Source organism: Vibrio sp. R11-SG3-ISO9 (assembly GCF_059834255.1).
In genome coordinates this window covers 149,150-170,582 of record NZ_JCBDGU010000009.1, presented here as the reverse complement: position 1 = coordinate 170,582, position 21,433 = coordinate 149,150, and the positions used below count along the sequence as shown (strand labels likewise).

The 21,433-nt window shown below is 46.0% G+C and carries 22 protein-coding genes; 12 read left to right on the top strand and 10 right to left on the bottom strand.

The window, feature by feature from the left end; translation table 11 throughout:
* Window positions 1–15 precede the first annotated feature (15 nt).
* On the bottom strand, window positions 16–894 hold the full coding sequence (gene dapA / locus AC6R05_RS03340; protein ID WP_152469140.1) for a 4-hydroxy-tetrahydrodipicolinate synthase: 879 nt from the start codon (window positions 892–894) through the stop codon (window positions 16–18).
* 383 nt (window positions 895–1,277) lie between these two features.
* Here dapA and AC6R05_RS03335 point away from each other — a divergent pair, with 383 nt between their 5' ends.
* Window positions 1,278–1,820, top strand: a complete 543-nt coding sequence (locus AC6R05_RS03335) for a glycine cleavage system transcriptional repressor (protein ID WP_372068138.1) — start codon at window positions 1,278–1,280, stop codon at window positions 1,818–1,820.
* Between the two features lie 12 nt (window positions 1,821–1,832).
* Window positions 1,833–2,300 (top strand): thioredoxin-dependent thiol peroxidase, encoded by a 468-nt coding sequence (bcp, locus tag AC6R05_RS03330; RefSeq protein ID WP_150869101.1) that lies wholly within the window; start codon window positions 1,833–1,835, stop codon window positions 2,298–2,300.
* Window positions 2,301–2,396: 96 nt separating this feature from the next.
* On the opposite strand, the gene AC6R05_RS03325 is transcribed toward bcp, so the two are convergent.
* Both AC6R05_RS03325 and AC6R05_RS03320 read right to left on the bottom strand, forming a co-directional pair.
* A complete protein-coding gene (locus AC6R05_RS03325) occupies window positions 2,397–3,470 on the bottom strand; it encodes an AI-2E family transporter (protein WP_032551737.1) in 1,074 nt (357 codons plus the stop codon).
* Window positions 3,463–3,702, bottom strand: coding sequence for a sulfurtransferase TusA family protein (locus tag AC6R05_RS03320; protein WP_500646581.1), 240 nt, complete (start codon window positions 3,700–3,702; stop codon window positions 3,463–3,465). The genes AC6R05_RS03325 and AC6R05_RS03320 overlap by 8 nt, the downstream gene beginning before the upstream one ends.
* Before the next feature lie 179 nt (window positions 3,703–3,881).
* Here AC6R05_RS03320 and bepA point away from each other — a divergent pair, with 179 nt between their 5' ends.
* The 4 genes from bepA (at window position 3,882) to AC6R05_RS03300 (ending at window position 6,809) form a co-directional block, all read left to right on the top strand.
* Complete coding sequence (gene bepA, locus AC6R05_RS03315) at window positions 3,882–5,336, top strand: beta-barrel assembly-enhancing protease (RefSeq protein ID WP_500646580.1); 1,455 nt, start codon at window positions 3,882–3,884, stop codon at window positions 5,334–5,336.
* An 88-nt stretch (window positions 5,337–5,424) separates the two neighbouring features.
* Complete coding sequence (arsC, locus tag AC6R05_RS03310) at window positions 5,425–5,775, top strand: arsenate reductase (glutaredoxin) (protein ID WP_032551733.1); 351 nt, start codon at window positions 5,425–5,427, stop codon at window positions 5,773–5,775.
* Between the two features lie 6 nt (window positions 5,776–5,781).
* The gene (gene wrbA, locus AC6R05_RS03305) at window positions 5,782–6,372 is read left to right on the top strand and encodes an NAD(P)H:quinone oxidoreductase (protein WP_500646579.1); all 591 of its coding nucleotides are present in this window, start codon (window positions 5,782–5,784) and stop codon (window positions 6,370–6,372) included.
* Window positions 6,372–6,809, top strand: a complete 438-nt coding sequence (locus AC6R05_RS03300; protein WP_500646644.1) for a DUF2069 domain-containing protein — start codon at window positions 6,372–6,374, stop codon at window positions 6,807–6,809. The genes wrbA and AC6R05_RS03300 overlap by 1 nt, the downstream gene beginning before the upstream one ends.
* Before the next feature lie 92 nt (window positions 6,810–6,901).
* Here AC6R05_RS03300 and AC6R05_RS03295 read toward each other — a convergent pair whose 3' ends face one another.
* Window positions 6,902–8,167: a DUF2066 domain-containing protein gene (locus AC6R05_RS03295; protein WP_500646578.1), complete on the bottom strand. Its 1,266-nt coding sequence runs from the start codon at window positions 8,165–8,167 to the stop codon at window positions 6,902–6,904.
* Between the two features lie 268 nt (window positions 8,168–8,435).
* On the opposite strand from AC6R05_RS03295, the gene AC6R05_RS03290 reads away from it, so the two are divergent.
* Entirely contained in the window at window positions 8,436–9,674 is a 1,239-nt protein-coding gene (locus AC6R05_RS03290) for a uracil-xanthine permease family protein (RefSeq protein ID WP_150869106.1), read from the top strand.
* Between the two features lie 97 nt (window positions 9,675–9,771).
* Here the strand turns inward: AC6R05_RS03290 and upp are convergent, their stop codons facing one another.
* Window positions 9,772–10,398 (bottom strand): uracil phosphoribosyltransferase, encoded by a 627-nt coding sequence (upp, locus tag AC6R05_RS03285; RefSeq protein ID WP_255230131.1) that lies wholly within the window; start codon window positions 10,396–10,398, stop codon window positions 9,772–9,774.
* A 167-nt stretch (window positions 10,399–10,565) separates the two neighbouring features.
* Between upp and purM the strand changes: the two genes are divergently transcribed.
* Together purM and purN are read left to right on the top strand one after the other, a co-directional pair.
* Complete coding sequence (gene purM, locus AC6R05_RS03280) at window positions 10,566–11,606, top strand: phosphoribosylformylglycinamidine cyclo-ligase (RefSeq protein ID WP_500646577.1); 1,041 nt, start codon at window positions 10,566–10,568, stop codon at window positions 11,604–11,606.
* 129 nt (window positions 11,607–11,735) lie between these two features.
* On the top strand, window positions 11,736–12,392 hold the full coding sequence (gene purN / locus AC6R05_RS03275) for a phosphoribosylglycinamide formyltransferase (RefSeq protein ID WP_500646576.1): 657 nt from the start codon (window positions 11,736–11,738) through the stop codon (window positions 12,390–12,392).
* Window positions 12,393–12,643: 251 nt separating this feature from the next.
* Here the strand turns inward: purN and AC6R05_RS03270 are convergent, their stop codons facing one another.
* Window positions 12,644–13,489, bottom strand: coding sequence for a class II glutamine amidotransferase (locus AC6R05_RS03270; protein WP_032551725.1), 846 nt, complete (start codon window positions 13,487–13,489; stop codon window positions 12,644–12,646).
* A 70-nt stretch (window positions 13,490–13,559) separates the two neighbouring features.
* The gene (gene lpcA, locus AC6R05_RS03265) at window positions 13,560–14,135 is read right to left on the bottom strand and encodes a D-sedoheptulose 7-phosphate isomerase (RefSeq protein ID WP_032551724.1); all 576 of its coding nucleotides are present in this window, start codon (window positions 14,133–14,135) and stop codon (window positions 13,560–13,562) included.
* A 326-nt stretch (window positions 14,136–14,461) separates the two neighbouring features.
* On the opposite strand from lpcA, the gene fadE reads away from it, so the two are divergent.
* Entirely contained in the window at window positions 14,462–16,912 is a 2,451-nt protein-coding gene (gene fadE, locus AC6R05_RS03260; RefSeq protein ID WP_150869111.1) for an acyl-CoA dehydrogenase FadE, read from the top strand.
* A 246-nt stretch (window positions 16,913–17,158) separates the two neighbouring features.
* Here the strand turns inward: fadE and AC6R05_RS03255 are convergent, their stop codons facing one another.
* The gene (locus AC6R05_RS03255; protein WP_500646575.1) at window positions 17,159–18,409 is read right to left on the bottom strand and encodes a TIGR03503 family protein; all 1,251 of its coding nucleotides are present in this window, start codon (window positions 18,407–18,409) and stop codon (window positions 17,159–17,161) included.
* A gap of 9 nt (window positions 18,410–18,418) precedes the next feature.
* Window positions 18,419–19,171 carry a DNA polymerase III subunit epsilon gene (dnaQ, locus tag AC6R05_RS03250; RefSeq protein ID WP_500646574.1) on the bottom strand — a complete coding sequence of 251 codons (753 nt, stop codon included), beginning with the start codon at window positions 19,169–19,171 and terminating at the stop codon, window positions 18,419–18,421.
* 56 nt (window positions 19,172–19,227) lie between these two features.
* On the opposite strand from dnaQ, the gene rnhA reads away from it, so the two are divergent.
* Complete coding sequence (rnhA, locus tag AC6R05_RS03245) at window positions 19,228–19,692, top strand: ribonuclease HI (RefSeq protein ID WP_032551720.1); 465 nt, start codon at window positions 19,228–19,230, stop codon at window positions 19,690–19,692.
* A 101-nt stretch (window positions 19,693–19,793) separates the two neighbouring features.
* On the opposite strand, the gene AC6R05_RS03240 is transcribed toward rnhA, so the two are convergent.
* Entirely contained in the window at window positions 19,794–20,573 is a 780-nt protein-coding gene (locus AC6R05_RS03240) for a class I SAM-dependent methyltransferase (RefSeq protein WP_500646573.1), read from the bottom strand.
* 53 nt (window positions 20,574–20,626) lie between these two features.
* On the opposite strand from AC6R05_RS03240, the gene gloB reads away from it, so the two are divergent.
* On the top strand, window positions 20,627–21,385 hold the full coding sequence (gene gloB / locus AC6R05_RS03235) for a hydroxyacylglutathione hydrolase (RefSeq protein WP_150869115.1): 759 nt from the start codon (window positions 20,627–20,629) through the stop codon (window positions 21,383–21,385).
* Window positions 21,386–21,433: the final 48 nt, after the last annotated feature.

Below are 21,433 nucleotides of genomic sequence, written 5' to 3'. Positions count from 1 at the left end.
CACTGTTTCAAACATTTAGTAAATACACGCTTCTGTCATTGCTTGCGCAACGATAGGTTGAGCTGGTTCTGACAGTTCTGTCAGCGGAAGTCGAAGACTGCCCTCAGCGATCAAACCCATTTTATGAACCGCCCATTTTACTGGAATTGGATTAGATTCAATGAACAAATGTTTGTGAAGTGGCATTAAACGCTCGTTAATGATCTCTGCCTCTTCAAATTTGCCCTCTTTCGCCAGCTTAAACATAGTAGCCATGTCAGCTGCTGCAACGTTATTCGTTACTGAGATAACACCATCACCGCCACGTTTTACGAATTCTAGGCCTGTGAGGTCGTCACCACTTAGTAAGATAAAATCTTCGCCACAAAGTTCACGATGAATTGCAATTCTGTCTAGATCACCCGTCGCATCTTTAAGTGCAACGATGTTTTCAATCTTTGAAAGACGGGCCACAGTCTCTGGCAATAGGTCTACTGCCGTACGGCCCGGTACGTTGTACAAGATTTGAGGAACGTCGCTCACTTCTGCGATCGCTTTGTAGTGCTGGTACAAACCTTCTTGTGTTGGTTTGTTGTAGTAAGGTGTCACACTTAGACAACCTGCAATACCAGAACCATTGAGCAGACGGCTGAACAGTACTGACTCATGAGTTGCATTTGCACCCGTACCTGCAATCACAGGAATACGGCCATCAGCAAACTCAACCATCTTAGTAACGACTTTGACATGCTCTTCGATAGTCAATGTAGAAGATTCACCCGTAGTGCCTACTGCTACTAGACCATCACTACCTGCAGCAATGTGGTGCTCGACCAGTTTTTTAAGGCTTTCGAAATCCACTTCACCGTCAGAATTAAATGGTGTAACCAGCGCAACGATACTTCCTGAAAACATGTCTATCTCCCTTAATTTGTTCTTTTTGCATGTTACTGTAAGCCGATTAATAAACACAAGCGATTAAAGTCGCTTCACGGCCACAACTGTATGAAATATTGTCGTATGTTAGAGGTCAAACGACTTATAAGCAGGTTCAATGCTAGAAATGATTTGCTGACGCCCAATGTAACCGATTTAACACCTAACTTGTCAGCGCTCGGTTAGTGGTAGGCTTTTCTCAATATGTTCTCAAACTGAAGTGTCATACTCAGCTCAAACTCCGCTCATTGAGTACCCACTTAAGTCTAAGTGACTCATAAAAACACCCCGACCTTCACTCATTAGTTCCTGTATCTGTGCTAACATGCTCTCATCAATGGAATATAAAGAGACGTGATTTTATGACTCAACATCTAGTAATCACTGCAATGGGCACAGATCGCCCGGGTATTTGTAACCAAGTGGTTCAGTTAGTCACCCAATCAGGCTGTAATATTATCGACAGCCGTATCGCGATGTTTGGTGAAGAGTTTACTCTCATCATGCTGTTATCAGGCAAAGCCAACAATATTACGCGTGTGGAGACGACCCTACCCTTGCTTGGTCAGGAGCATGACCTGATTACTATCATGAAGCGAACGTCCCCGCATGATCATATCGAGAACTCCTATACACTCGAAGTGTTTATCGAGTCTGACGATAGGCTTGGGCTCACCGAAAAGTTCACCCAGTTCTTCGCCGATAGAGAGATTGGTTTGGACTCGCTCAGCGCGCAGACCATCAACAAGTCGAAAGTACAACTCGACAACGATCAATTCCATATTTCAATTACTGCTTCTGTTCAATCAGAATGTAACCTGATGCAGCTACAAGAAGAATTTAACGCGCTGTGTCAGAGCCTATCAGTCCAAGGCTCGCTCAACTTTATCAAAAACAGTCTTTAAAAAGGAAATGTCATGAATACGCTGACAGCTGGCACTCCAGCACCTGCATTCTCTCTTCCAGATCAAGATGGCAACATCGTTTCTCTTGGTGACTTCAAAGGCAAGAAAGTCCTTTTCTACTTCTACCCAAAAGCGATGACACCAGGTTGTATCGTGCAAGCAGAAGGTCTGCGCGACATCAAAGCTGAGCTAGATGCACTAAACGTTGTGGTTCTTGGTGTAAGCATCGACCCAGTTAAACGTCTACCAAACTTCATTACCAAGAAATCACTGAACTTCTCACTGCTTTCTGACGAAGACCACGCCGTAGCTGAACAGTTTGGTGTTTGGGGCGAGAAGAAATTCATGGGTAAGGTTTACGATGGCCTGCACCGCATCAGCTTCTTAATCAACGAAGAAGGTGTTATTGAACACGTATTCAACAAGTTCAAGACCAAAACGCACCATGAAGTGGTTCTAGATTACTTCAAGCAAGACTAAACCAGCTTCTGAAACTGTTTCAGTCCAATAAAATTGAAAGGCCGAATATCTTAAATATTCGGCCTTTCTTTTAAATCGTATTTTCAATCAAGAGAGCTACGCTTGTTCTATCTCATCTTCTAAAGCATGGCTTGGTAGAGCGTTCCAAACGGCCTTCACTAACGTTGCGAGAGGAATCGCGAAGAAGACGCCCCAGAAGCCCCATAGACCACCAAACACCAATACCGCGACAATGATAGCCACCGGATGCAAGTTTACTGCCTCTGAGAACAACACAGGAACTAAGACATTACCATCCAGTGCTTGGATGATACCGTACGCCAATAGCAGCCAGTAGAACGGTGGCGCCAGTCCCCACTGGAACAAACCAACGATAGCCACCGGCACGGTTACCGCCGCTGCACCAATGTACGGAATCAACACCGATAGGCCAACCGCGACAGCTAACAGCGCTGAATAACGCAGATCTAGGATAGCGAAAGTTACGTAGCTCACACCGCCGACAATTAAGATCTCTAGTACCTTGCCGCGAATGTAGTTTGAGATTTGTTGGTTCATCTCAACCCATACTTTGGTTGCCAAACGACGGTTCTGAGGCAGTAGTCCGCTCGCCATTCTGATCATCTCTTCTTTGTCTTTCAGCAAGAAGAAAATGAGTAGTGGTACCAAGATTAGGTATACCGCAAGCGTTGCAATACTCACCAGTGAAGCTAGCGAGCCTTTCACAACGCTCTCACCCATGCCTAACACTTTGTTTTTCGCGTTCGACATCACTGACTCTACGATCTGTAAATTAGCCAGTTCTGGGTAACGTTCAGGGATCGTCGCGATGAACTTTTGCAGCCCGAGGTACATATTTGGGATATCGTTAAGCAAGTTGCCAACCTGATTCCAAATGGTTGGAACCAAACCAAATAGGGCTATCAGCATCACACTGAAGAACATCAAGATAACCAACATCACTGAAGGTGTTCTTGGCAAACCGAGGCGCTGTAGTTGTGTCACTGGCCACTCAAGTAGATAGGCAAGCACAATTGCTACCAGCAGTGGTGCGATCAAATGACCGAAAAAATAGATGGTAATAAAACCAAATAAAATGATGGCCACCAAACTGACTGCATGTGGATCAGAAAAACGTCGTTTGTACCAACGATTCATCATTTCAAGCATTTGATTGCAATTCCTTTTTTGTAACTTGGATTTGGTGATGACCAGAGCAAGCTTCAAGTTCTACACTAAAGGCATGCTTGGATAAAAAGCTTACAATATCGGTCATTGAGCTCTGATCAGCAATATATATCAACAAGGACTGACCATTTTCTAACTTAACACTGTGACGCTTGGCTAATAATAACGCCATTGGGCAGCGCTCTTGGCGTAAATCTAGAATATTAGGTTTCATTATCTAGCTCGATGCTTATTATAAGGGTCGTATTGTAATCTGTTTTTGAAAACGTGCCATCTTTCATTCCGCAACCTTTAGTTTAACGCACGTACTTAAACAAAGGTGAGAACAGATAAAGAACCATTTCGTGTTGTCCTTGTCTTACTGTCAGAAGAAACGGAGTATTACTGACTAATATGTTTAAACGCGCTCGCTCAATAGCTTGCTTATGCATCGCTACAACACTCGGCACCCCATTACAGGCTCAAGCAAATAGTTTGGACCTTCCCGATATCGGAACGGCGGCCGGCGGCACCCTGACCATAGACCAAGAGTTGATCTATGGTGATGCTTACATGCGCATCATTCGTAGCAGTCAGCCTGTGATTAATGATCCCGTGCTTAATCAATACATTGATAGCTTAGGTCACCGACTCGTCGCCAATGCCAACGACGTAAAAACGCCGTTCAACTTTTTCATGATTCGCGACAGAAACATCAACGCATTCGCCTTCTTTGGTGGCTATGTCGCATTGCACTCTGGTCTTTTCCTGCACGCTCAATCTGAAAGTGAGCTGGCTTCGGTACTGGCTCACGAGATCGCACACGTGACTCAGCGCCACTTAGCACGAAGTATGGAAGATCAAGCTCGTCGCTCGCCGGCTACCATTGCTGCACTCGCTGCATCGGTGTTATTGGCAATCGCGGCACCAGAAGCAGGTATTGCGGCTCTGACAGCCACAACAGCTGGAAACATGCAGAGCCAGATCAACTACACGCGTAGCAACGAGAAAGAAGCCGATCGCTTTGGTATCAGTACCATGGCTAAAGCTGGATTTGATGTGAATGCAATGCCACGCTTCTTTGGCCGTCTTGCTGACGAGTACCGTTATGCAAGTACACCACCACCAATGTTGCTGACTCACCCATTACCAGAGGACCGTATTACCGACTCGCGCGCACGTGCTCGCAGTTACCCGCCTCTCAAACTCGCACCATCACTTGACTACCATTTGGCCAGAGCGCGCATTGTTGCTCGCTATGCAGGTATTGATGGCGATGCGGCATTAGATTGGTTTGAGCGTAAGTTGAAGAAAGCTCCGAAATCTATGATCCCATCTCTAGAGTACGGACAGGCGCTGGTATACCTAGATACGAAGAAGCTTGATAAAGCCGAACCGATTCTAAACAAGCTGATCACCAATGACCCGACCAACCTTTTCTATCTCGATGCGATCTCGGATCTGCACATCGAACAGAAAAAACCGCAAAAGGCGATCAAAGAGCTGAAGGCGGCATTAGTACGTCAACCAAATAACTCAGTGCTGACAATCAATTACGCTAATGCGTTACTTGAGAACCAGGAGCAGCAGGAAGCGGTCCGAGTGCTACAGCGTTATACTCACGACAACCCAAATGACACCAACGGTTGGCACCTATTATCGAAAGCAAATATCGACTTAGGTAACAGTGATGAAGACTTAGCTGCACGAGCGGAAATTCTAGCTCTGCAAGCGAACTGGAATAAAGCGATCCAGTACTACACTCAAGCCAGTCAAATCGCCGAGTTAGGCAGCCTTAAACAAGCGCGTTACGACGCACGTATTGACCAATTAATGATTCAACGTGAACGCTTCTTGGCACTACAATAGTAATCACCTTAAGCAAGACTCAACCTGTGAGGGTGACCAACGTGTCGCCCTCACAGAAATAAACTAAAAATAATTCCGAGGAAGAACCATGTCTGTCGTAATTTATCATAACCCTCGTTGCTCAAAGAGCCGTCAAACTCTAGCGATTCTTGAAGAAAATGGTGTTCAACCAGAAATCATCAAATACCTAGAGACACCTCTGTCTGTTGAGCAACTAAAGGTTCTGTTTTCCCAACTAGGTTTTGAAACCGTTCGCGAGATGATGAGAACAAAAGAAGCGGATTACAAAGAAGCAAACCTAGGCGATAGTTCTGTAACCGATGAGCAACTATTCGCAGCGATGGCGGATAACCCAAAACTATTTGAACGCCCTGTTGTTGTTGCCAATAACCGCGCAAAAATCGGTCGCCCACCAGAGCAAGTACTAGAGATCCTATAAGGCTTTATGAGCGTTTCAATACTGGTCTTATATTACAGTCGTCACGGCAACACACTCGCATTGGCTCGACAGATCGCGCGTGGCGTTGAATCAGTCTCTGGTTGTGAAGCCGTGTTACGAACAGTGCAAGAGATCCACACCGGCGATCCTTCTCCACGTAATGACGTTACAGTGCACGACCCGTGCGCTAGCCTTGAGGACCTAAAAGGATGTGATGGCTTAGCGCTAGGCAGCCCTGTGTGGTTTGGTAATATGGCAGGGGCGATGAAGCACTTCTGGGATAGCACGACCCCGCTATGGGTTAACGGTGATCTCATCGATAAACCAGCCTGCGTCTTTACCTCTTCTTCCTCTTTGCATGGTGGTCAAGAGACCACTCTACAAACGATGATGCTACCGTTACTGCATCATGGCATGCTTGTTATGGGAATTCCCTACTCTGAACCTGCTCTACACACCACTCAAACGGGTGGCACACCTTACGGCGCAAGCAGCGCTGGTGAAAACAGCACGTTAAGCAAAGAAGAGATTGAACTGGCACAAAATCTTGGAAAGCGTTTGGCGAGAACGGCAATAAACCAGAAAGGAATATCTTGATTATGTATATGTCTGAAAAAGCGATGTCTCCCAAGACTAAGCTATTTCGTTACTTTGCTTTATTGGGTAACTTATTGCTTTTGGGCTGGGTAGTTGCATGGCAGATGACCCTTTCCCCGCACCCTCATTTAGACAACGTTACGCTAGCGATTGTATGGGCGGTACCACTGCTATTGCCGCTACCGGGTATTTTGGCGGCTAAGCCTTACACCCATGCGTGGGCTAACTTCATCTTGATGCTCTATTTTCTACATGCATTAACGATTTTATATGTCGATGGTGGTGAGCGCATGCTCGCGGCAGTTGAGCTTCTGCTCACGACCTTAGGTTTCGCTGGGAACATTCTGTTTGCTCGTTTCCGAGCGAGAGAACTGGGCATTAAGCTTAAACGCCTATCTGAAGTCGAAAAGAAAGAGAAAGCCAAGTTTGAACAGTAATTGGTAAGTGCTCTCTTCGTTAGTGCCGTTATCGATTACAACAGCCATAAAAAAGCCCTGCATTGCAGGGCTTTCTTCATTTTGAAGCTCGATTATCGAATCCACTCATAAACCAGGCTTGGCTTTAGCGGTTTTGGAGCACTGGTAGTCTCAACAACTTCACTGCCTGCGAGTTCTACGACTGCTTCGTCTTCGTCAGTAGCATTCGTCTCTGACTCTGCGTCCGACGCTTTGACTTCCGCAGATAAGTTACTTGGAGTGACCACTTGTGGCGCATTCTCAGCTTCCGATTGTGGTTCCACGCCACCCACCGACAAGGTGTTGTCTTGCGCTTCAAATTCAGGCATCTGCTCTGGCTCTATATAAGATGCTTCAACTTTCGCCACTGAACGTAGGCGCTCCACTTCTGTCTCAAATTCATCTTGAGTCGATAACAGATGAATTCTAAACGTCACTTCATGATTCTGAATCTTCAGGATATCTAAGCTTGCTACAGAGTTAAGTGCTTTTAATGCATTCTCTAGCTGGAAGAAGTCTTGTGCATTATTCAAGCTAATGAATTGTGCAAGAATTGACTCCGAAGACTCGCTCGCGACTGTGACCGCACTTTTCTTAGCGTAGTAGTTACTGATCTCGTTAACTAATGACTGAGAAGCAGACGCACCACTGCCTGAAACAGACCCCGTTACTGGTGATTTCGGTGAACTGGTTATCTGATTAGGCTGTTGATCATAAAGCGTCCAACGTAGACCTGACGGCTGCGCACGCACAACCAGCACCGCATCCACAGGATAACGTTGACTTGCTTGGCTGATAGGTGAAACAAAACCGCCCCACAGATCAGACGTTGCAATACCTGTAATGTCATCGAAGTCACCCACAGGTAGCGTAATTGGTAAACCACGCAGTTTCGCGTTTTGTTGAATGCCTGCCGCTAGCTTAGAATTCGAGTGTTCCCAAACGATATTCTTGTCGTAGTTTTGCTCTTCGACTAGCCACACTAATACATTGGAACGCGTTTCAGGCCAGTAAGGTAATTGAGCTTGAGTCAGTAGGTTACGAATCTGAGCGCCATTAAAGCGCATGCGCAACGTAGTTTGCTCACTTGCCTCACCAAAACTCATTTGTGACAGGTATTGAGCACTTTGGCGCATCGCCTTTTTTACCGTCTCATTAGCAGCAACGTCTGTTTGGCCAGTTGCACGGACCAGCACCTGTTGCATGCCTTCATTTCTAGCCGCTCTCTCTGGCTCTTTCTGTTCTGAATTGATAGCCACTTCGGCACTGAAAATATCCACCTGAGTCAGTGCATAACTCGGCGCAGCCAAAAGTCCCATCAACAATGCTAAATAACGCATATCGACCCTAGTCTTAAAATCTTGTGCCCTGATGATAAGCAACTATGGGTAACTGGGCAAGGACGATGGCAGATAGTCGATTGAATAACCGAGAATTATCGGGGTGATATATAGCAATTAAGGAAAATTAGTGAAGACTTAAGTGATAATGCACATATTTTCGGCAAATGAGCGATAAATTTGACACAACCTATATAGCAATCGATTGCGAGGTGATAAAATCCCGCGAATTTTATTTTTTACTTCACGATTAGCTCAAGGACCTATCATGAAAAATGCTTTGCAAGGTGCGCAAATGCTCTTTGTCGCCTTTGGTGCACTGGTATTAGTCCCCCTACTTACCGGTTTAGATCCCAATGTTGCACTGTTCGGTGCTGGTATTGGTACCCTCCTCTTCCAAGTCATTACTCGCCGTTCGGTTCCAATTTTCTTAGCCTCTTCTTTCGCGTTTATCGCACCGATCATGTTTGGCGTACAAACTTGGGGCATAGGTGCCACAATGGGCGGCCTAATGGCGGCAGGTGTTGTCTATGTGCTGATGGGTGGCCTAATTAAAGTTCGCGGCGTTGGTTTTATCCATAAGCTATTACCACCAGTGGTAGTTGGCCCAGTGATCATGGTTATCGGTCTTGGTTTAGCACCGGTAGCCGTTAACATGGCACTGGGTAAAACTGGAGACGGCGCAGTACAGCTGGTGGATGCCGATGCGGCTCTTTGGATCTCAGCGATTTCACTGATTGTTACCATCATTATTAGCGTATTCGCTAAAGGCTTTTTAAAACTGCTGCCAATCTTTGGTGGTATCGTAGCGGGTTACATCACAAGCCTAGTCTACGGCGCGGTCGACTTTACTCCGGTAGCTCAAGCCTCTTGGTTGGCCATGCCTAACTTTGTGGCACCAGAGTTCAACATCAATGCGATCTTCTTCATGGTGTTCGTTGCTATCGCACCTGCTGTTGAGCACGTTGGCGACATGCTGGCCATTTCGAACGTAACGGGTAAAGACTACCTTAAAAAACCAGGTCTACACCGCACCATAACCGGTGACGGCGTGGCAACGATTGCTGCTTCAATGCTGGGCGCTCCGCCGAACACAACCTACAGTGAAGTAACGGGGGCAGTGATGCTAACAAAAGCCTTCAACCCAGTAATCATGACTTGGGCTGCGGTCACCGCTATCGTGCTTGCACTGGTTGGTAAGCTAGGTGCCTTGCTGCAAACTATCCCGGTTCCGGTTATGGGCGGTATTATGATTCTGCTGTTTGGTTCTATTGCAACGGTTGGCCTAAATACGCTCATCAAAAACCAAGTTGACCTACACAAATCACGCAACCTAGTGATCGTCGGTGTAACACTGGTATTTGGTATCGGCGGCATGGCTTTTGGTATCGGCGATTTCAGCCTTCAGGGCGTGAGTTTGTGTGGTATCGTAGCAATCCTACTAAACCTTGTATTGCCAGAAGAGCTAGGTGAGAACCACTCTGTAGACACAGCGCAAATCAAGTAATCGAATAAATCGAGAACAAACAAAAAGGGAGCGTATCGGATGATACGCTCCCTTTTTTCACTATTGGTCGTAGCAAATATCGCTACAACTAACCGAATTACTTAGTACCGAAGATCTTATCGCCAGCATCACCTAGACCAGGAACAATGTAGCCCTTGTCGTTTAGCTTCTCATCGATTGCCGCAGTGTAAAGCTCTACATCTGGGTGTGCTTTCTCAAGTGCTGCAATACCTTCTGGCGCAGCAACAAGAACAAGAATCTTAAAGTGCTTACAACCCTTCTCTTTCATAAGGTCGATAGTTGCGATCATTGAGCCACCCGTTGCTAGCATTGGGTCAACAACAAGAGCAATACGCTCCTCGATGTTAGACGCTAGCTTGTTGAAGTATGGCACAGGCTCAAGTGTTTCTTCATCACGGTAGATACCAACTACACTGATACGTGCGCTTGGGATATGCTCGAGTACACCATCCATCATGCCAAGACCAGCACGTAGGATTGGCACAACTGTTACTTTCTTACCTTTAATTTGGTCAACTTCTACTGGACCATTCCAGCCGTTGATCTCTACACGCTCAGTTTCGAAATCTGCTGTCGCTTCATATGTTAGAAGGCTACCCACCTCTGTTGCTAGTTCACGAAAACGCTTCGTGCTGATTTCGCCTTCACGCATCAGGCCAATCTTGTGCTTAACTAGCGGGTGTTTTACTTCAACAACTTTCATTTCCAACTCCGGCAATATTTAAATAAACCCACAGATTATACATCGTTTTTATCACATTTTCAGTATGTTTATTTGGCAAAAAATTTACGCAAACGTTTGCTCTTATTTAGCAAGCCCTGTTAGAATAGCGCCGTTTTCACATCCAACTTAAGACCGAGGACTATCCCGTGAGCGGTAATAATTCTTCTCTAAGCTACAAAGACGCTGGTGTTGATATCGATGCAGGTAACGCACTAGTAGATCGTATTAAAGGTGCTGTAAAACGCACTCGTCGCCCAGAAGTAATGGGTGGCATTGGTGGCTTTGGCGCCCTATGTGAACTACCAACTAAATACAAAGAGCCTGTACTGGTTTCGGGTACAGATGGTGTAGGTACTAAACTTCGCCTTGCTTTGGATATGAAAAAACACGACACCATAGGTATCGACCTAGTGGCAATGTGTGTGAACGACCTAATCGTTCAAGGTGCAGAACCTCTATTCTTCCTAGACTACTACGCAACAGGCAAACTAGACGTTGATACCGCAGCAGACGTAGTTTCTGGTATCGCTGAAGGTTGTGTGCAATCAGGCTGTGCGCTTATCGGTGGTGAAACTGCTGAAATGCCTGGCATGTACGAAGGCGAAGACTACGACGTAGCTGGTTTCTGTGTTGGTGTTGTTGAAAAAGCAGACATCATCGACGGCACTAAAGTTGCGGCGGGCGATGCGCTTATCGCTGTAGGCTCAAGCGGCCCACATTCAAATGGTTACTCTCTGATTCGTAAAGTACTAGAAGTATCTGGTGCAGATATGAACGAAGAGCTAAAAGGTCGCACCATTGGTGAACACCTACTAGAACCAACTAAGATTTACATCAAGTCAGCACTTAAGATGATTGCAGAGCATGATATTCATGCTATCTCGCACATCACAGGTGGTGGTTTCTGGGAAAACATCCCACGCGTACTTCCAGAAGGTACAAAAGCAGTCATCGACGGCAAAAGCTGGGAATGGCCAGCTATCTTCAACTGGCTACAAGAGAAAGGTAACGTGGAAACATTTGAAATGTACCGCACTTTCAACTGTGGTGTTGGCCTAGTCGTTGCTCTTCCAAAAGAGCAAGCTGAAGCGGCTGTTGAGCTGCTAAAAGCTGAAGGCGAGAATGCTTGGGTGATTGGTGAAATCGCACAAGCGGCTGAAGGTGAAGAGCAAGTTGAAATCAACTAAGCTTGATTGCTAGCTCGCACAATTAAGAATGAGGACTTTAGGTCCTCATTCTGCTATTTACGCCCTAGAAAACCTTAAAATATGTAGGTAAATTGTTATTTACTCTCACTCATCGCGTTTGATACCTCTATGAAAAATAATGCCCCTCAGAAAAACATCGTCGTTTTGATCTCCGGAAGCGGAAGCAACCTCCAAGCAATCCTTGATGCTTGTCAGAACCAGCACATTAATGCTTCTATCAAAGCTGTTTTCTCAAATAAAGCAGAGGCATATGGCTTAGAGCGTGCACGTACTGCAGAAGTCCCAGCACACTCTCTTGATCCAAAATCATTCGAATCAAGAGAAGCGTTCGATCGCGAGCTAATGCAACAGATCGATGCCTATCAACCAGACTTAATTGTTCTCGCTGGCTATATGCGTATTCTGAGTGCTGATTTTGTTCGTCATTATTTAGGGAAAATGATCAACATTCACCCTTCACTGCTGCCGAAGTATCCAGGGCTACACACACACCAAAGAGCCATTGATGCCAAAGATAAAGAGCACGGAACCAGTGTCCACTTTGTCACGGAAGAGCTAGACGGTGGACCTGTGATCTTACAAGCTAAGGTGCCTGTTTTTGCAGAGGATGATGCAGACGAATTGGCAAGCAGAGTACTGACACAAGAGCACCAAATCTACCCATTGGTGTGTCAGTGGTTCTGTGATGATAGATTAGTGATGAAAGAGGGTTGTGCTGAACTCGATGGAAACACGCTTGGCAAACATGGCTACGCACAAGACTAGAAACGTGTTTATAGCTAATAAAACATGCTAATTCGAATACTAAAAAGGCCGCATTGCGGCCTTTGTTATTTGGAGCTTGGTGTAACGCATATACCAATCACAGTAAGTAAGTGATCAGAAATAGCGCAGAAAAAAGGCTTGAGAGCAAGGCAGCATTTTTCGATAAGTAGTTATTCTACAATCAAAAATTCTAACGCAGTTATCGAGCATTTTAGCAAGCTAGGGTGAGCAGTTATTTACTACGATTGGTATTACTCTAAGGGTTCGGTTGGAGCTTGGCTCGCCACCTTTTTAGGAGCGTAAGCCACATCAGCTAAAGCTTGATGGTTCGACTCAATCAACTCACCGAAATGGAACAGTGCAAACTCGCCAGGTTTCATTCGCGCCCACTCTTCATTATCCGTTAATGGCTGTGTAGCGACGACACTCACCACATCATTCGGCGTGGTCTCTTCCTGAAAATTGATCTCTACATCTTCATCAATCAGGCTCGCTTTACCAAACGGGGCGCGCCGTGTGATCCAATAAAGGTGATTGGTGCAGTATGTCATCACATACTCGCCATCACTCAGCAGCATATTAAATACGCCCTTTTCACGCAGCTTGTCACAGCACTCTGCAACAAAACGGAACATCCCCATCATATCTTGAGGAGGCTCAGGAAAACGGTCTTCTAGCTGCTTAAGTAGCCAGCAAAACGATAGCTCACTGTCTGTCTGGCCAACCGGGCGAAAACGGCCACTTTCAAGGTCATCATAGTCGGTTAACTGACCATTGTGAGCAAAGGTCCAGTACTTACCCCATAACTCGCGAGTAAAAGGATGAGTATTTTCTAGGTTAACACCACCACGATTTGCTTGACGGATATGACTGACAACAGCACAGCTTTTAATTGGATAGTTTTGAACCAGCTCTGCAATCTTTGACTCGCAGCTTGGATTCGGATCCTTAAAAGTACGAAAGCCTTTTCCTTCATAGAAGGTAATGCCCCAACCATCTCGGTGTGGGCCAGTTTTACCGCCACGTTGCATCAATCCAGTAAAACTAAAACAAATATCCGTTGGCACATTAGCGCTCATGCCGAGCAATTCACACATGGTTAAACCTACTCCCTCTTCAACCAAACATGGAGCTCAATTCAAAGAGCTCCAATCTATTGTTAATTTTTTATTCCATCTCTTTTTCAACAAGTTGAATGATGATGTGAATAATCTTGATATGAATTTCCTGGATACGGTCAGCGTAGCCAAAGTGCGGAACTCGGATTTCAATATCCGCGCAGCCTGCCATTTTACCGCCATCTTTACCCGTTAAAGCGATTGTCTTCATGCCTTTCGCTTGTGCTGCTTCAATTGCTTTCAGGATGTTTCCTGAGTTACCAGACGTTGATAGACCGAATAACACGTCACCCTTACGGCCAACCGCTTCAACGTAGCGAGAGAAAACAAAATCGTAACCAAAGTCGTTGCTTACGCAAGAAAGGTGGCTTGGGTCAGAAATAGCGATGCCTGCATAACCTGGACGGTTCTCGCGGTAGCGACCTGTTAGCTCTTCCGCAAAATGCATAGCGTCACAGTGCGAACCACCATTACCGCAAGAAAGTACTTTACCCTCTTGTTTGAAAGAATCAGCAATCATCTTAGCGGCAGCTTCAATTTGCGCGATGTTGTGATCATCACTTAAAAACTTGTTCAGAACCTCAGCAGCTTCGTTTAATTCACTTTTGATTAGGTCTTGGTACATAAGGCTTATCTCTTATATGTATGTGCGTCACTTAAGCATACGCGAAATGAGAATGGAGGTTGTTTCCCCCTTTTACTTGAGTTTACCCACAAACATTTAAGAGTGTCGACAGTTAAGCCAAAAGATTGCCACCTTTATTGTTGTTCTGGTTTCAATTCGCACATTTATTCACCACACACCTCTCACAATTAGAACTTTAACTCTACAGAGATCACTTTTTGCTCAAATTAGAGTTTTACAAATATTTAATACTTTGTTTACACTTAACTGGTTAGACCTCTTACCTAAACCAAAACAATAAGTGATCTCTGAAAAGGAAATCGATCATGAACATACTGCTCTCTCTACTGTGCATGACCATCGTACTAAGTGTCTGCCTGTACCATCGAGTCACCATCACTCGTGCACTCGTGGCATTAACTGCCACTATGTTTGCTCTGACCTTCGCCGCTGATGTCGGCATGACGGGTTGGCTGAGCTACCTACTTGCTGTCGCTATTTTTGCTATTCCAGCAATTAGACAAACACTCATTAGCCAAAAAGCACTGACTGTCTTTAAGAAAGTGCTACCTGCTATGTCTCAAACAGAAAAAGAGGCATTGGAAGCGGGTACAGTTTGGTGGGAAGCAGAGCTGTTTAAAGGCAAGCCAGATTGGAAGAAGCTGCAGAACATCGCAGATCCTAAACTATCCGCAGAAGAACAAGCTTTCTTAGACGGCCCAGTAAATACTGTGTGTGAGATGGTGAGTGATTACCAAGTAACTCATGAGCTTGCAGATCTGCCACCAGAAGTTTGGCAATATCTGAAAGATGAAAAATTCTTCGCGATGATCATCAAGAAGAAATACGGTGGCTTAGAGTTCTCTGCATACGCACAATCATTGGTACTACAAAAGCTGACTGGTGTTTCTAGCGTTCTATCATCAACCGTAGGCGTACCTAACTCTTTAGGTCCCGGTGAATTGCTACAACATTACGGTACTGAAGAGCAAAAGAATCACTACTTACCTCGCCTAGCGGAAGGTAAAGAGATCCCTTGTTTCGCTCTGACTAGCCCAGAGGCAGGCTCAGACGCTGGCTCAATTCCTGATTACGGCATCGTATGTAAAGGCGAGTGGCAAGGTGAAGAAGTACTGGGTATGCGCCTCACATGGAACAAGCGCTATATCACTCTAGCGCCTGTGGCAACGGTTCTTGGCTTAGCATTCAAACTGCGCGACCCTGACGGCTTGCTCGGTGACACACAAGACCTTGGTATTACCTGTGCACTTATCCCAACCGACCTTCCGGGTGTTGAAATTGGTAATCGTCACTTCCCATTGAACGTTCCATTCCAGAATGGACCTACTCAAGCTCAAGACCTGTTCGTTCCAATGGATTTCATTATTGGTGGACAGAAGATGGCAGGCCAAGGCTGGCGTATGCTGGTTGAGTGTCTTTCGGTGGGACGTGGTATCACACTACCGTCAAACTCAACAGGTGGCCTGAAAACGGCAGCTCTCGCAACCGGTGCTTATGCACGTATCCGTCGCCAATTCAAACAGCCTATCGGTCGTATGGAAGGTGTCGAAGAGCCGTTGGCACGCTTGGCGGGTAACGCTTACGTCATGGATGCGGCAAGCAATCTAACCGTTGCTGGTATCGACCTAGGTGAAAAGCCTTCGGTTATCTCAGCTATCGTTAAGTACCACTGTACTCACCGTGGCCAACGCAGCATCATTGATGCAATGGACATCGTAGGCGGTAAAGGTATCTGCTTAGGCCCATCGAACTTCTTAGCACGTGGTTACCAAGGTTCACCAATTGCGATCACCGTAGAAGGTGCCAACATCCTAACTCGCTCTATGATCATCTATGGTCAAGGTGCTATCCGTTGTCATCCTTATGTACTGGAAGAGATGAATGCTGCCTACTCTGAAAGCAGTGATGCACTCGATAAGTTCGATAGCGCACTCGCAGGGCATGTTAGCTTCACCATGAGTAACCTAGTCCGCAGCCTATGGTTTGGTTTGACTGATGGTCGTGGTTCAAGCACACCAGCAGATAAAGATACTAAGCGTTACTACCAGCAACTGAATCGCTACAGTGCCAACTTAGCACTACTATCTGACATCTCGATGGCGGTACTGGGTGGTTCACTGAAACGTAGAGAGCGTTTATCTGCTCGTCTAGGTGACATTTTGAGTCAGCTATACCTTGGCTCAGCGACTCTAAAACGCTTTGAAAGTGAAGGAAGCAATAAAGAAGATCTGGCTTTGGTTCACTGGGGTATGCAAGACAGCCTTCGTCAAACAGAAGTTGCTATTGATGAGTTCCTAGCGAACTTCCCTAACCCAGTTGTCGGTCGTCTACTGCGCGTTATCTTGTTGCCATTTGGCCGTATTCGCCGTGCTCCAAGTGACAAGCTAGATAGCCAAGTGGCTCAAATCATCCAAACTCCAAGCGCAACTCGCTCTCGCCTTGGTCGCGGACAGTTCCTTGCACCAACTGAACACAACGCGGTCGGTAAGATTGAGCGTGCGCTAGAAGTGATTCTAGAGGCTGAGCCGTTATTTGATAAGGTGTGTAAAGAAACGAGTCAACGACGTCCGTTCCTACGCTTAGACCTAGTAGCTGAGATTGGTTTAGACAAAGGTATCTTAACTAACGAAGAGGCGGCTCTACTGAAGAGTGCTGAAGAACATCGTCTGTACACCATTAACGTTGACGACTTCGCTCCTGAGGAACTAGCAGCAAAGCCTCAATACCCAGAGACATCGATTGATAACGTCGCGTAGGGTTAATGTTGCCTAGTTATAACAGTTGATATTAGAAGCAAAACGGGACTCATTGAGTCCCGTTTTTTTATACTTAATTTTGGCAAATTGAAGAGCTCTCAGAGGAGGTAATAATCAGCGTTGAATCCCCCACCAGCTCAACTGGTTTGAGCGCTAACAAACAGTAACCACCCAATAGCGGCAATCAAAAGATCACTACGCTATCTTGCAGTAATAACATCAAAGACAGCTTTAAGCTTGTAACGACTAAGACTTAGGTACCGATAACTGCATCTCTGGCTGTGCTTGCTTCTTGGCTCTAATTTTACGAACGACAAACCAAATCAGCAGCCCAAGTAAAATGGCCACAACATTACCAACACCGATAATGATCATGCTGCGTTGTCGCTCTTCTTCACGCTGCTTCAACAACAGCTGCTCAGCAGCAATACGTTTTTGCTCAGCTAAAGCCTCTTCCTGTAAGCGACGAGACTCCGCTAAATCAATATCTTCAACGACACTGTAGGTTTGTTGTTTAATTGGGAACATCAGCGGACGTTGGCTTGAAGCGTCCGTTGCAAATACACGTCCAGACCAAGAGTAAATTCCCAGTTCACCAACGTAGGGAACCTCCATCGAGACTTTCATACCGTCAGTCGCTGCTTGTCCTTGCTGATAAGAGACATACTCGTCTGGCGCAATGTGCTCGATATGAGTAGCCAACGAGCTTGGTGCAATCATACCCTGCTCGCCGGATACAATGATCGTGTGCGGTGAGCCCTCTTTGCGAGACTGAATAAATGTGGTTGAGATCGGTGACGGATAAACAAGGACTTGCTGCTCTTGAGCTCGAAGGAATACCCCGTTTCCAGATGTGATTCGAGCGCGATACTTACCCGGTTCAATATCAATAGGTAACGCAACAGTGAACACACCATCACCGGCTTTCTCATCAAGGTCTTCACCGTTATCGGCAAATTCACCCATGATGACGGGCACAGGACGAGCTTCTCGAACCAAGGCATCTTCGTTTTCAATGTATTTGGTAAAGGTCACCTTGAGGTTAACTCTATCCAGAAAATCACGAAGTACTAGAGGTTTACCATCAGAAGTCAGACGAGCCGTGAATTTCAGAACTTCGGTTTGATAGAGTTTGTCTGGGAACTGCTTGGCATCAAGCACCAGGTGAGACAGCAACTTAATGTTGTTCTTCGGAGACACTTTCCCTACTGCCTGCCAAGGGCCTGGCATAGGGTGGTCAATTGAGACAATGTCCATCGATGACTCTTGGTACCAACGAACATTGTCTGCGTTGCGCCACGAATAGTATTTTTTACCATCCGGACGCACCAATACTACAGGTTGAGAATTGTCGGCTCGATAGATAACAAATGTAATCTGTTCAATACTTGGATCTACTCTAAAGCGGTTATCCAAGAGTCGAATTGAGGACTCTGTTGCCGCCTGTACACCGATACTAATAAGTAACAAGCAACTCCAAGCCAATGCCTTAAACATACTCTCTCCCTACTGACGCCAGAGGCAGCTTCCACTCTCCTCGACGAGATCTAAACGATTTTTATGCGCTTCTAATTCATCGGCCGTTGCACGCAAAACCTTTAGCGATTTTCGTCCACTTTCGACACGACGGATACCTTCAGCTGCACCCTCTTGCTGACCCGCATTGAATTGCAGTGAGGTTTGTCCACCTGTCATTAACAAGTAAACGTCGGCTAGGATCTCCGCATCGAGCAAAGCCCCATGGAGCGTTCGGTGAGAGTTATCAATACCGTATCGTTCACAGAGAATATCGAGGTTATTACGCTTACCTGGGAAGATCTTCTTCGCCATGGCAAGGGTATCGGTGACCTTACAGTAATCGTCGGTCTTGCCTATACTTGGGTCGAGTCTCTCAAACTCGTAGTCCATAAAGCCGGTATCGAAGGGCGCGTTGTGCGCGACCAGTTCTGCGTCTTTAATAAACTCGAGAAACTCTTCATGAACATCTTGGTATTCAGGTTTATCAACCAAGAACTCATCGGTAATACCGTGAACGCCAATCGCCTCTTCTTGAATCGCACGATCGGGCTTGATGTAGACGTGGAAATGACGCCCAGTCAGTTTACGGTTAATGATCTCTACTGCACCGATCTCGACAATGCGGTGCCCTAGGTAATGCGGTCCACCCTCGGTGTTCATACCCGTGGTTTCGGTATCGAGTACAACAATACGCTTATTTTCAGCGTTTGAGTGGTGTTCAGAATTGTTACTGGTATTCATAAGGATAACTGTGTCAGACTATGCCGATAATGTGCTTGAGGTAATAGTATCAAATCATGACGAAACAAGTTGAAATTTTCACTGATGGTTCGTGTCTCGGAAATCCGGGCCCTGGCGGCTATGGGATTGTACTCCGTTATAAGCAGACTGAAAAAACTCTCGCAAAGGGCTACTCGTTAACAACAAACAATCGAATGGAGATGATGGCTGCGGTTGTCGCTCTGCAAACCTTAAAAGAGCCTTGTGCTGTTATCCTAACTACCGATAGCCAATACGTTCGCCAAGGCATCACCCAATGGATCCACAACTGGAAGAAGCGCGGCTGGAAAACGGCTGATAAAAAGCCGGTAAAAAATGCCGACCTCTGGCAGCTCCTCGATAAAGAGACGGCACGTCATCAAGTAGACTGGCGCTGGGTTAAAGGCCATGCGGGTCATCGTGAGAATGAGATGTGTGATGAGCTAGCGCGCACCGCTGCAGAAAACCCGACTGAAGAAGATACGGGTTACCAAGCGAGCTAAGCTTCTTGAACAAGCTCGTTAACTCGATTAGTCGTTCATTCTGTTACATGATCCGACTGCAATACAAAGCCAACAAAACGTAAACGCGATAAAGCCGACCATCAGTCGGCTTTTTTATTACCGTTGGATAATGAAGACGATTCAAGAGACGTGCTGCGAACTCCAGCTCTGAAGCTCGCACCGACCGGAGAAAAACGTCGTTTAAGGTGCCAGTGAGGTTTAATTGGCTTAATTGGGTATGTGCGTTTACGCGCCACAATAAAGTACTGGCTACCTGCAACCGAAGCACAGCTGCCGAGGCTGTTCTCAAGCCATGTCCAAAACGCGCGATAGCGGCTCATTGGGAACAATGCATAGGTATCGCAATGAATGACTTGATAATTAAGGACGCCTAACCAATCTTTAACTCGGTTTGGCGTGTACATTCTGCCGCTCCAAGGTAGACTGTTTTTGCGCCACGGCAATAAGCTTGCGAGCCCTGTAAAGCTGAATGGATTGAACCCAGTGACAATCAGATAACCATCATCCATCATCACTCTATCGACTTCCCGCAACATCCGGTGAGGGTCATTGCTATAATCTAGTTGATGACTAAGGACGACAACATCAAAGCTCTTCTCTAAAAAGGGCAAATTGTAGTCATCTGCAATCACATTATGTAAAGGGTTCTGGATATCTAGATTTACTTGATGTTGAATATTGCACGTGCAGCTGGATATCTCGCAACTGAGACCGCCGAGCTTGAGCATATGATAGCCAAACAGCTTGGGGCACCATTCATCCAGACGAGTTTGAATAGACTCGCGGAGCCAAGGGCCATTGTGTAATTGTTCCCAAGTATAAGGTCGCTCAAATTTCTTACGGCTGCGTGCTGGCTTCATCAATAATCTGTCTCACTTATTCTGTCGCACTAAAAGTGACTGGAGAACCAATAATGTTACATATCAAAAGCATACCTGCATTCAATGACAATTACATCTGGCTGATTGAAAATAGCGATCGTCGTTGTGCTGTTGTCGATCCTGGTGATGCGGCTCCAGTGCTTGAATACTTAGAGCGCCATGAGCTAACTTTAGATGCAATCTTAATTACGCACCACCACAACGATCACATCGGTGGCGTTCCAGAGTTAGTAAGACAATTCCCAACCATTGATGTTGTTGGCCCTAAAAACGAGCCCATCCCAACCTTAACTCATCCAGTCGACGATGGTGATCAGTTAGAGCTGTTCGGCGAAGTGTTCTTAGTACTTGGCTTAAGTGGCCATACTGCAGGCCACATCGGTTATGTGGGCGACGGTAAGTTATTCTGTGGTGATGTACTCTTCTCTGCTGGTTGTGGTCGTATCATGGAAGGTACGCCAAAGCAGATGTTTGACGCCTTAAATAAGATCACTGCACTGCCTCAAGAGACTGAGGTCTACTGCGCCCATGAGTACACAGCAGCTAATATCGCGTTTGCCCTTGCGGTTGAACCTGACAATATGCAACTTCAGCAATACCGCGACGACGTGAACCGTTTACGCGCACAAAATAAGTCGACCATTCCGACAAATTTGCGTTTAGAGAAGTGGATCAACCCATTCCTTCGTTACAGCGAACCAAGTGTAATTAAATCAGTGTCTAATAGAACTGAGCAAACGGATGCTCTTTCAGTATTTACAGCGCTACGTGCGTGGAAGAACGAATTTTAACAATTAGAGACTTGTCACTCATAGGGAGTGACAAGTATTATCAGCAGC

Coding starts and splice junctions, on each gene's coding strand:
- AC6R05_RS03240 (WP_500646573.1), bottom strand. CDS start 20,573: ATGAAGCCAGCACGCAGCCGTAAGAAATTTGAGCGACCTTATACTTGG.
- AC6R05_RS03325 (WP_032551737.1), bottom strand. CDS start 3,470: ATGCTTGAAATGATGAATCGTTGGTACAAACGACGTTTTTCTGATCCA.
- fadE (WP_150869111.1), top strand. CDS start 14,462: ATGAACATACTGCTCTCTCTACTGTGCATGACCATCGTACTAAGTGTC.
- AC6R05_RS03335 (WP_372068138.1), top strand. CDS start 1,278: ATGACTCAACATCTAGTAATCACTGCAATGGGCACAGATCGCCCGGGT.
- AC6R05_RS03295 (WP_500646578.1), bottom strand. CDS start 8,167: ATGCGTTATTTAGCATTGTTGATGGGACTTTTGGCTGCGCCGAGTTAT.
- bcp (WP_150869101.1), top strand. CDS start 1,833: ATGAATACGCTGACAGCTGGCACTCCAGCACCTGCATTCTCTCTTCCA.
- arsC (WP_032551733.1), top strand. CDS start 5,425: ATGTCTGTCGTAATTTATCATAACCCTCGTTGCTCAAAGAGCCGTCAA.
- AC6R05_RS03270 (WP_032551725.1), bottom strand. CDS start 13,489: ATGTGTGAATTGCTCGGCATGAGCGCTAATGTGCCAACGGATATTTGT.
- AC6R05_RS03290 (WP_150869106.1), top strand. CDS start 8,436: ATGAAAAATGCTTTGCAAGGTGCGCAAATGCTCTTTGTCGCCTTTGGT.
- rnhA (WP_032551720.1), top strand. CDS start 19,228: ATGACGAAACAAGTTGAAATTTTCACTGATGGTTCGTGTCTCGGAAAT.
- wrbA (WP_500646579.1), top strand. CDS start 5,782: ATGAGCGTTTCAATACTGGTCTTATATTACAGTCGTCACGGCAACACA.
- AC6R05_RS03320 (WP_500646581.1), bottom strand. CDS start 3,702: ATGAAACCTAATATTCTAGATTTACGCCAAGAGCGCTGCCCAATGGCG.
- gloB (WP_150869115.1), top strand. CDS start 20,627: ATGTTACATATCAAAAGCATACCTGCATTCAATGACAATTACATCTGG.
- purN (WP_500646576.1), top strand. CDS start 11,736: ATGAAAAATAATGCCCCTCAGAAAAACATCGTCGTTTTGATCTCCGGA.
- dapA (WP_152469140.1), bottom strand. CDS start 894: ATGTTTTCAGGAAGTATCGTTGCGCTGGTTACACCATTTAATTCTGAC.
- lpcA (WP_032551724.1), bottom strand. CDS start 14,135: ATGTACCAAGACCTAATCAAAAGTGAATTAAACGAAGCTGCTGAGGTT.
- AC6R05_RS03255 (WP_500646575.1), bottom strand. CDS start 18,409: ATGTTTAAGGCATTGGCTTGGAGTTGCTTGTTACTTATTAGTATCGGT.
- dnaQ (WP_500646574.1), bottom strand. CDS start 19,171: ATGAATACCAGTAACAATTCTGAACACCACTCAAACGCTGAAAATAAG.
- upp (WP_255230131.1), bottom strand. CDS start 10,398: ATGAAAGTTGTTGAAGTAAAACACCCGCTAGTTAAGCACAAGATTGGC.
- bepA (WP_500646580.1), top strand. CDS start 3,882: ATGTTTAAACGCGCTCGCTCAATAGCTTGCTTATGCATCGCTACAACA.